The 10,521-nt window shown below is 61.9% G+C and carries 6 protein-coding genes and 2 pseudogenes; 4 read left to right on the top strand and 4 right to left on the bottom strand.

The annotated features are described in order from the left end of the window. The 4 genes and pseudogenes from AZG88_RS53630 to AZG88_RS55000 all read left to right on the top strand — a co-directional run. Positions 1-185, top strand: a 185-nt coding sequence (locus AZG88_RS53630) for a hypothetical protein (RefSeq protein ID WP_231914015.1), incomplete at its 5' end; no start/stop codon positions are given. Positions 186-422: 237 nt separating this feature from the next. Continuing rightward, positions 423-512 (top strand): annotated as a pseudogene (locus AZG88_RS55555) (ATP-binding protein); the annotation flags it as partial. Between the two features lie 644 nt (positions 513-1,156). Next, complete coding sequence (locus AZG88_RS15160) at positions 1,157-2,302, top strand: LuxR C-terminal-related transcriptional regulator (RefSeq protein ID WP_061698168.1); 1,146 nt, start codon at positions 1,157-1,159, stop codon at positions 2,300-2,302. Beyond that, complete coding sequence (locus AZG88_RS55000; protein ID WP_061698167.1) at positions 2,299-3,444, top strand: response regulator transcription factor; 1,146 nt, start codon at positions 2,299-2,301, stop codon at positions 3,442-3,444. The genes AZG88_RS15160 and AZG88_RS55000 overlap by 4 nt, the downstream gene beginning before the upstream one ends. A gap of 1,393 nt (positions 3,445-4,837) precedes the next feature. On the opposite strand, the gene AZG88_RS15150 is transcribed toward AZG88_RS55000, so the two are convergent. The 4 genes and pseudogenes from AZG88_RS15150 to AZG88_RS15130 form a co-directional block, all read right to left on the bottom strand. Then, positions 4,838-5,665: a metal-dependent hydrolase gene (locus tag AZG88_RS15150; protein ID WP_061698166.1), complete on the bottom strand. Its 828-nt coding sequence runs from the start codon at positions 5,663-5,665 to the stop codon at positions 4,838-4,840. 165 nt (positions 5,666-5,830) lie between these two features. After that, the gene (locus tag AZG88_RS49845; RefSeq protein ID WP_082833321.1) at positions 5,831-6,841 is read right to left on the bottom strand and encodes a PDR/VanB family oxidoreductase; all 1,011 of its coding nucleotides are present in this window, start codon (positions 6,839-6,841) and stop codon (positions 5,831-5,833) included. Positions 6,842-8,831: 1,990 nt separating this feature from the next. Beyond that, positions 8,832-9,248 (bottom strand): DUF2834 domain-containing protein, encoded by a 417-nt coding sequence (locus AZG88_RS15135; protein ID WP_061698163.1) that lies wholly within the window; start codon positions 9,246-9,248, stop codon positions 8,832-8,834. A gap of 519 nt (positions 9,249-9,767) precedes the next feature. Beyond that, positions 9,768-10,521, bottom strand: a pseudogene (locus tag AZG88_RS15130) (IS1380 family transposase); the annotation flags it as partial.

Raw genomic sequence — 10,521 nt, 5'->3', positions numbered from 1 at the left:
AAAGCCCACAGGAGTGGGAACTGTGGCTGGTGGCCACCCGCAAGGCGGTCTGCAAACACGCGATCACCGCCACCACGGGGGCTGGCACACCGGACAAACGCACCGCGCCGCATCTCATACACGCCCACTGCTACCACCGGGGCACCGGTGATGGCAACGAGCACAGCACTTCCGACGGTCTGTGAGCCTTTCAGGGCGTGCTCGAGCCGGTTGCCCGGAAATCGGGCACGGCCGGTTCTGAGGGGGCGGGGGCGCGGCAACGCGTCCCCGCTACCCGACGAGGCGCGGTTTACCACGCTGCGCTACCTCGCGCTCGATGGCACCGACCATGCATCTCATCGCGAGCAGACCAGCATGATCCGCCGCTACATCATCTGGCGGAACAATCGTGAACAAGGCAAACGTTGCCTGATGCGGCACTACTCATCAACACCTGCCATCAAATCCTGATGGACGGACCGTCCTACCGGCCCCGCAAACGTCCCGGACACCGCGCCGCCAGCGCAACCTGATCCGCACCCCGTCCTCGACTCAGCACTCCCGAGCATGAGGAATTACGTGACGGACACTTCTGGCGAGTACTTCCGGTCGACAGAGTGCAGGAGCGAACCGAAGGATCGCGTCGGGCGGCGGCATGTGTTCGTCGATCGAGAGGGCAGTCGTCGGCGCGCTGCCGACGTTTCGCGACAGGAGGGCTAATGCGACGTCGACAGGGTTACCCCGCGTCGGCCAAGTCTCTCCTGTAGATGCCGGTGAGGGGGCAATGCCGTGGCTGAGGGCGGTGACTTCGGTGTCGTCAGCTAGGAGGCAGGGTGCTCGGCTACCACTGCCCAGTCCCCGACGACGGGTGGACAGGTACGGTAGCTGGCTACTCGCTGTTCATCCACATGCACGAATCGCCCCCTGAGCTGCGATGCTGGTTGAAGGCGCAAATTCGATGATGTGCAAACGTGCGCTGTCGAGACGCTAGCGCGGGTCGTTACCCCGCGATCTACCCGCATGAATCAACCCCGTGGACCGTCCGCGGGGATCCCAACAACGGAATTAGGTCATACCATTCGCATAACTGACCAGGAACCCGTTATACTTCATGAGTGATGTCAGTCACGATGAGAGTTTTCAGTGATGACAAGCATGCAACCGAAGAGGAGCAACGGTGAGCCGGACGACGAGCCTGACGGACCCGTATCTTGCGGATCTCGTCCAGCAGGCGACCGGCAGCCTCGATACCGCAGGAAAACTGCTGGCCGACCATTCAATCGCAGTTTGCGCTCCTACGCTGACTATGTCGTTGGACGCGGCCCGGAACCGCCTCGCTGACGCGCTGACCGACGGGCGTCTCACTGTGGCCGACATCGGAGACGCATGCCGTGTTCTCGTCGACATCGAACGTCTTCAAGAGCAGGTCGCAAAGGCCGAGGCGATCCGCCGGATCGCGGAGCTCGGCGAGGTACATGACGCTGCAGCGCGGCTCCGGGGACTTCCCCCGCGACAGATCATCGAGGCAGCGCCAGAGGTGGTGTGCACGCAAATGCCCTTCGCGCGCTCCATGATCTCCGCTGTTTCCGGCTCGCTGTGGCAGCCCCGACACCTCTATCTGCAGCCTGGGCTCAACGGCTCACCTCTCGACTTCTCCGACTACATCGACAACGCGGTATTGTCCCTGGCTGAAGCGCCTCTGGAAACTGAGCTGGTTCGACGCCGAGTTCCCGCCCTGGTCGCGGACCCCTTCGACGACGACCGGACGCATAAGGAGATCGTCAGTCGATCCCGGACGTCGGCGTACGTCGCGGCGCCCATCATGTCCGCAGGGAAGGTCATCGGACTGCTCCATGCCGATCGGCCCGGGTCGGTGGATATCCTCGATCCGCATGATCGGGATCGGTTGGACACCTTCGCGACGATTCTGGCCATCGTCTACGAGCAAGCGGTGCTGAAGCACCGAATCCAGTTGCAGCGTGCTCGGGTTGAGGAGTCGTTCGATGCAACCCAGCTAATGCTGGACCGGATTTCGAAGGCGGACGCGCTTCTATCTCGTGAGGCTGCTGCACCGGCCGACAGTTCCTCCGACGAGGCCGGGGAGAATCGGGTGCTCGAGATCAACAGCGTGCTGACCGTCCGAGAGCGCGAAATCCTATCTCACCTGGCAACCGGGGCCACCAATAATCAGATCGCGCAGGCTCTGGTCATCTCCGAGGGCACCGTGAAGTCGCATGTGAAAGCCGTGCTCAAGAAGCTGCACGCACCGACACGCGCTGCGGCCGCGGCCCTTTTCTCGAGTCAGGCCCGACGAGCGAGATGACCGGCAAAACGGGGCGAGCCGCCGTGCGGTCGACCAGCGACCGCGAGTTGTCGCACGCCGTCATGGTCCTCCTCGATCGGCTCCGCGACGACTACGGTGTCGGTCCTCGCGCCCACGAGATTCGAGGGGTCTCGCTCGGTACTCAGATGGCCCTGCTCGACGAGGCCACCGAATCGGCACTTGCGACGCTTCCGAAACTTGGCAGCGAACAGCAACGAGCTCTCGGTCGCGTCATTGTCGACCTCCAGAACACGCGCATGCGGATTCGCATGGCGCACGCGGGACCGGGGCACATCGTGCAACCCAGCGAGTTTGCCAGTGCGATCCGGCGATTGCGCGGCTCGGAGTCCGTTGCCGGCCTTCGTAAACGAATCTGCGTCGAGGCCGCGAGCGCGGCGGGACTCGACCGCATTCTCCTCTCGGAAGTGCACAACGGCACGTGGACAGCGCTCGAACTCCACAGCGCGACGGGCTCGGGCGAGGCCCTGAGTTCGCTGCAGGCATTACCCCTCGGCTTCGAATCTGCCGAGAGTCGGGCGTCGGAAGCCCGCTGCCCGATACTCGCGGGTCCGGACTCAGATATACGGCCGAGCTACGAGGCCCTGCAGATGCTCGCCACCAACTCCTATGTGGTTGCCCCGATCACCCTGTCGACCGGCGTCATCGGTCTTGTGCACGGCTGTCGCTCGTCTGGGGACCCGGCGGATGTTGTGGTCCGGGACGTGCTCGGGGCATATGCTCGCAGTTTCGGGACGTTGTTCGAACGGGCAATGCTTGCCGACCACCTCAGTGAACAGAAGAATTTGATCGTCCAACGCCTGCAACAGGAAGCCCGCGAAGCCGAGCTCCTCGAACACGCTGATGTCAGCTTCGTCGATGAGAACTCGGCCGAGCAGGTATCGGCGTTGCCCGGGACTTCCCATGACGACCTGAACCCCGTCGCGCTAGCATCGCTGACGACTCGTGAGCGTGAGGTCTTCAGGTTGCTGGTCCGGGGCGCATCCAACGCCGAGATCGCGGACGAGCTCGTCATCAGCATCTTCACGGTGAAAACGCACGTCAAGAAGATACTTCGCAAGCTGGGCGCCATGAATCGGTCCGAAGCGATCTACCGCTATCTCGAGATGACGGATCAACGGTGAGCAGGCAGGTTTCGACTACTTGCGTTGGAACCAACTGCCCTCGTGAGGCAAACCAGCTGGCGCGCAGGGAAGCTGTCCGGAGTTGCGCGAGATCGTCGGTATTGTATGCAGATTGGCGAAAGCGACTGTCCTGCAACAACAATTAGACAAGTCGGGCGATCGCTTGATAGCGACGGGATGTTGCTCCAGGGAAGAGTGGCGCAGCAATTTCACGAGGGTCTTCGGCGACGGACGTGGTGCGTTGTTGCACGCCGAAATGGAAATGTGCGGGTGCGGTGGCCGCGCGCACATGTTCGGAGGTCGGCATCGACCACGATGGTTGGCTGCGTCTTATGAAGACATCCGACCAGGGAGGATGACGCACATGGTCGCTCTCATGGAACCCCGCCGAGCTGCGCAAGCGACCACCGAACGGCATGTCGACTCGTTCAACGAGCGAAGGCCGCAATGGCGAAGTCGGTCAGGCCCATCAACCGATTCGAGGAGATGCATGCCGCGAATTTCGAACAGACCCAATACTGGAATCCAGATAAAACCTAGACAAAACCCGGGGCTGACAGGCTGTGCTGTCGGGGGAGGCCCTGCAACCGGATGACACAGCGGGGAGGTGGTGGTCACCGGGGGGTACACCGTGCTCGCCGGGCGGGGTGTATCGACGTCGTCGGTCTAGGAGAGGTGACCACATCCGATGTACATCTCGCAGAGAAAAGACGAACACTGCTGCACGGGTGCAACACTCGGTGACCGTGCCGAGAGGATCACCGCGAGCGTACATAGTTCATCGATGCGATCGAGCAGAACCGTCGCGGTCCCGGGTCATCTGCAACCTGCGCACCCGGATCGCGAAAGGAGATCGGTGACGACGGCCGCGCCGTGTCCGAGGTAGCCGGCAGAGGTGTACTGGCACCGTGCACCGTGCACCGGTGCACCGGGCACCGGGGCATTCGTCGACCTGATAGGAACCAGAGCCCGCGTGGTCGAGACATCCGGCGCACCACCTCGGCGGGTGGAATCGCTGCATGCCCACACTCCGAGTCCAGGGGAAGTCCAGCACGCGGCGAAAGATCCGGCCACCGTCGGCCCCCACCGGATGCTGCCGAACGCCACCGTGGTGGTCGAGCACCTCCACCAGCTCGCAGCGCGAGACCGGTTGTCAACAGACACGGCGCGAGAATGGAAACACTTTCGGTGAGGAGAAAACACCGGACAGGTACTCGCCGCCTGCATCGCGTAGGCAGAACTACGAGCCCTGTGCGAGATCGCCCGCATCGGCGGTGACGCGCACTGGCCCGCCACCGCCACCGCCTACACCGGTTCCTCGTCTGGTGCACCGACTCATACATCGCGGAACTGTTCGCATCTGTGCCCTACGGAGAATGTTCGTGCGACCGTGTCACTGTGGACGCTTCCGAGCCCACAGTTCCTCGGCCTTCGCAAGAACCTCCATTGAGCGCTCGGGCGGTGGTATATCGAGCGGATCGTAAGACGGATGCATGGATTGTATCAAGCGCGGAAGAACGTAGGCGAGCATACGACCGCCTACACCCAACAACCGCAAGCGACTTCGCCACGGATTACGGATGCGGCCCGCCCGATAATCTTCACCCAACAGATACAACGTGGTGCGGATCATGTATGCGAACATGTGCCGCCCCGAGTAGAAGATGCCGAAGAGGCGATACCAGTACCCAGGAAACAGTCGATGGAACAGATGGTTGCAGACATGACGGTGCTCATATTCCTCCGCGAGATGCCAACGCCACAGATCCGCCGTGGGATCATCGAGCTCGGGATCTTGCAACTCGCGTGCGCTTTCCAAGAAATAGCAAGCCAAGATGGGGCCCAGCGTCTCAAAGCCCTCGGCGTATCCGAGACAGAATTTGAGGCCCCTGTCCTTCAGATATCCTTCGTAGTTGGCTTTCATGACCGCTTCGCGGTCGTCCAGTTCTGGGTATCCCGATGCCCTCAACATGGTGTTGAATTTCTCGTGGTTACGATAGTGTTGCCCCTCCTGGGCAATGAAGATTCGGCAATCCTCACGGAACTGCGCATCACCATCGGAAAGCTGTCCCATGCCCTCGCGGACGACACGGTTCAGAAAGGGTTCCAAGTACGGCAGATAGCTGGAGGTGGCGTTCCAGAATTGGGCAAACTCTGGTGACTTCGGCGTCCAGAAAACTTCGGCCGTCGAAAAGTCGATATCGATATCGCGAACTTTCATCGTTTTTTCTCTTTCATGCTTGTCCCTCGCTTCATAACTTTCCCTCGTACGGCCCGGCTGACAGCAAAACTCGAAGGTAGGTAAGCCGCGGCTCAAAAAGGCGCTGAATGGCGGCCGGTAAGTGGGCTTTCAGTGTGTGCGAACCTCGGTACTGACGCTCGTTGGTTATAGGTCCAGTACTAGTCTCTTCGTACAGGCACGCGATACGCACACCATCATTACCTCTCCGGAATCCTGCTCAGCCTTTGAGAGGACCGAATCGCGATGATCTGGTGTCCCCTCCAATGTCCGCACTTCGCACGTGCCGCATACGCCTTCACGGCAGCTGGCAATGATAGGGACGCCAGCTTCCTCCAGGGTTTCCAGGATTGACTTTCCAGACGCCACTTCCAATGTGACGCCGGAACGCTGGCACACCACCTCGAACTCTGCGAGTTCGTCACCTGCTGGGACGTCTGGAAGCGTTCTCGCGGAAAACCGTTCGATATGAAGGAGCCCCGCCGGCCAGTGTGCGCTGTGCTGCTCCACGGCGGCCAGCAGTGGCTCGGGTCCGCAGCAGTACAGGAGCGTGTCGCCCTCGGGCTCTTTCAAGAAGCCTTCGAGATCGAGCAGACCTCTTTCATCCTGTGGCCAGGCAGTGACTCGATCACCGTATTTCGTGGTGAGGTCGGCTGCAAAAGCCATGGATGCTCTTGTTCGCCCGCCGTACAGCAGGGTCCAATCGCTGCCTGCACGCTCAGCCGCCTCGATCATTGCAACTATTGGGGTGATACCGATACCGCCAGCGATGAAGCGGTAGCGGGGGGACTCGATAAGTGGGAAATTGTTGCGAGGGCCGCCTACTCGTACGGTTGCCCCTGTGTGGAGTCGTTCATGGACAAAGTGCGACCCCCCCCGAGAATTGGAGTCGAGAAGGATGCCGACTCGCCATGTTTCTGAATCGGCAGGATCGCCGCACAGCGAATACTGGCGCGTTAATCCATCGGCGAGGAGCAAGTCGATATGTGCCCCCGGCTCCCACCGTGGCAGAGCATCATTTTCCGGGTGTGCAAGGTCCAGCAGTACTACCCCTTCAGAGGGCGTGCTGCGGTTGCGGACTACCAGGTTGGCATTGAACTCGTCGTTCTTATCGCTGGGCATCATATTCGCACGTGTCGTAATCGTGGGTACAGTCATGATCTATGGGGTGGTAGACGGTAAGTGGATCGTCTTGTAAGACATGGAAAGCATGTAGTCCCTCCGGGTCCATTTTGCAGCGGATGCTGCTCGGTTCGATGCTGCCGAACGGTGCCAATCGTTATCGACATCGTGGCTGGTCACTAGTTTCCGCTCCGATCACCAGTCATCGCTGGCATCCTTTCCATGCTGGCGTGGCTGCAGCTCATTCGAAGTGGCTGTAGGCGCATCTTTTTGGTGATTTAAGTCTGACCGCCGGACAGGCTCCCGTGCATCACCACGTTGGGGGTTATCGGTCTCACTGTGGAGGTAGACCGGCTTCTTTCCGCTAATTCCGCCGGGGGCCAATGCGGTGACGCTGCTACCGGCCCTTTCGGGCAAGGCGAGAAGGCTGACGGACACGGCAGCGGGTTGGGGCTTGACTCCGACCCTGCGGGGGGCGCGGTGCCGGCCAATTCCGGCTTCGGATCGAGTGTTTCGAACGTCGATCCAGTCGCCGTCGGCCGTGAGTGTCAGGTGGGTGCGGCGGACGATGAGTCCGACGATCGAGCACACCAGCGGGTGCAGGCGATTGGGTTCCTCAGCCGGGCCTCGTGATCACCGAACGTGCGCACCTGACCCACGCATGAGTTCGGACACGACTTGCGCGATCAAGAGCCGAATCCGATCTCGGTCGAGGCGGGACAATCGGAAAAGACTGCAGCTCTATGGCTTTAGCGCGGCGATCGCGGTTCTCCGCGTGCGGCGGTGCCACATTCCAGATCCGACCCGACAATTGACCCCGGACGGTGCTGGTGGGGACTGCGGTCAATCGTAGGTCATCGCGGTCGGTGAACCGGAGCTACGCATTCCGCGCCTTCGGACGATCACCAGTATATTTTCGAACCCGTCGGGCAGATCCAACTGCCGAACTTCGCAGATTAGAACTGTCGCGGACCTTGCCGTCGGCGTTGCAGGCGGTTGTCCATGCGAGATCCCAACTCGGGCCGCCCTCGGCTACCACTGCGTCGGTCAGTCCAGCCCGGCCGAGCACCTCAGGTGCGTTTGGCCAGGTCACCGGCTCTCCGGTCCTTCCGCGGGGTGGTCGATGAAGAACGCGGACGGCGACGCGGGTGATGCTGCCCCAGAGGACAGGTTTCGATCGATAGTTCGCTGCGCGTCGCACTTGCGCGCGATGGCGCTGAGAGTCAGTCCCCTGCTCTTGCGGAGGTGAACTGGCAACGTGTCAAGGCCGGACGGATTCGCGGCGGTGGCTAGGGTGGTGTGGTGATGCCAGCCGAGCAAGAAGCGGACTTCGACTCGGTCGAGACCCAGACCGATGCCGGTCTTTGGTTTCGGATATAACGCTCGGTGCACCAGTGGATCTCGGCCAGTCACACCGGCTCCGTTATCTGCGTGCCCTCGGGCGGGAGATCAGGAGTGATTGGTGGGTTCGACTGGGTCTGAGGTGGATTTGACGGGTCCCGGGCTCACGGCAGGGCACCGCCGACGTCGGGCGCCGGTGGTGCGCGCAAACCCCACCAACAACGAGCGCATGGTAGCGGTCGGGACCGCCTTGCGGGGTGCGCCCATGGTCGCGGCGACGTAGGTCAGGTGCCGCACCGTCAGATCCGGGCGGACGCAGCCGATTCGCCGTAGCCAGTGTCGGCGATGATCCCCCGAGGGAGTCGGCTACACCGAGCGTGCCGCCGACACCGCAATCAGTTCGTTCTGCGCACGGTAGCAGACAGGTATTTCCGTACCGGAACCTATCCCACGGTGAGGAGGTCACGAACCGCTGCAGTCACCCCCGGACGACCTACAAACCCTAGATCAAACGGCTGATTCCCCACTGTGAGGCCCGTAGAACAGCATCCACCCGTGTTGTGCACCCTCTGCTGTTCTCATTTTTCCGGGCAGACCGCGCGCATCCATCTGGCATGTTTACGCGAATGGACCGAACGCGAGCCGCCTCGCTGAGTTGCTAGAGGCCTACAAGTGTTTGCGAGCCTCACGCGGCTTCGGACGCCGGACTGTCGATTGTCGCCGTTTCTGATCGACCGGTAGCGGCGCGTGCCAAGAATCGCTCACGGGCGACGAGATAGAAAGGAAAGGCCATCGAGACCCCGATGTAGGACAGCAGCATGAAGCCCACGCCCCACTTCCGGCCCATGCCGATCCGCACGGTATCCGTGAGCACCCACACGATGAAGACCGTCCATGCGATCAGCATGTCGATGCTCAGGAAGGCAGCTGTTCCACCCGGTTTGATACCGTCACCGAAGAACTCGATGGGGTTGAGGATGTTGCCGCCGTCGCCGATCCAGTCGAACGCGAATGGCCAGGTCAGGAAAAGCGCCGCGATCCCGGCGACGACATAGAAGGCGTGCCGGACATTCATCGCGGTGTTCCCGCGCTTCTGCGTCATGACTTCACCTGCTGTCCGCGAGTCGTAACCGTCTCCTGTGCTGCCTCTTCGGGAATTGTCGCGGTGTCGGCGGATTTGACCATTGTCATGATCAACCTTCTCTCTGGTGTTGGCTGAACAGTGCCGGGACGTGCAGGCGCTGTTGCCCGGGTCTACTCACACTGTGACTCGAGTTTCATGCATGAACGACACGCATGCGTCACCCAGATGGGGGGTCTTCCTCTAGATTCGGAGGCAGTACTAGGGCCACGGATCCACAGTTGACTCTGATGTTCGACCGGTGAGTCGGAGGAGGCGAGGGGACGGATAGGGCGGCCTGATCCCGGATTCGGGACCCCTGGCTGTCAGGGTGCTTTGAGTCCAGTGGTTCACCCCGAATGCACCGATTCGCTGACCTGATCGCTGCGAGTTTCGTTGGGCGGCATGGTACGGTGTGTGGGCGTGGTTGAGCGTCCGACCTCTCGTGTCGGGTTGTTCCACTGGGGCTTTCGCGTTGAGGGTGGGCAAGTGTCCTGGGCGTTAGGCGACGATCGGGTGTGCGCGACCGAAGGTGTTATCGAACAAGTTGTGCCACGCTGTTTCCCACGGCCAGTCGGTCGGCAGGTGCAGCGTCAACCGTCTCGCCGAGGAGGCGATGCGGGCGGGGACCGAGACGATGGTGCGCCGGAGGGTGCCGGCAGCACGGGTGAGATTGAACGCCATCACCGCGCAGACCAGCCACGCGGCGTTCGCCGGAAACGAGTTCGACGGTAGATGGGCGAGTGCGGAGTTCTTCAGGTCCGTGTGCACCTGCTCGATGACGGCGTGCTGGCGGTGGGTTTTGTCGGCGGCGACGGTATCGACCTCGTCGGGGGCGGTGGTGGCGGCTGAACGCGTGGAACCGCCAGATGTCGAACAACGTGCCCTGGCCCTGGTCCTTGGGTGGTCGCAGGTCCGGGATGCGGCGCACCACCAGCCGACCGGGGATGTGGTGGGCCTTGCGCTGGGAGGTGAACGCGGTGAACGAGATCTCGGCGACCTCCGCCCGCGAGATCCAGGTGTCGGTGCCCTCGTCGTAGACGGCGTTGGTGTACTCGATCGGCGTCCACGCGGACTCGTCGGCGTCGATGGAGGCGATCGCACGTTTGATGGTGGAGGTCAGGCCGCACCGTGACCGACACATCGGCGCCGGCGCGGATCGCGGCACCGATGGTGGGATGGCCGTAGAACCCCGAATCGCACCGAATCAGGGGTTTCGACGCGCCGTCACCGCACGAGCAGCCAACGTGCGCCC

Origin of the sequence: Rhodococcus sp. LB1 (assembly GCF_001583455.1) — a bacterium.
Classification (GTDB): Bacteria; Actinomycetota; Actinomycetes; order Mycobacteriales; family Mycobacteriaceae; genus Rhodococcus_F; species Rhodococcus_F opacus.
The sequence above is the reverse complement of the archived record's forward strand: the minus strand, read 5'-3'. Positions and strand labels throughout refer to the sequence as shown.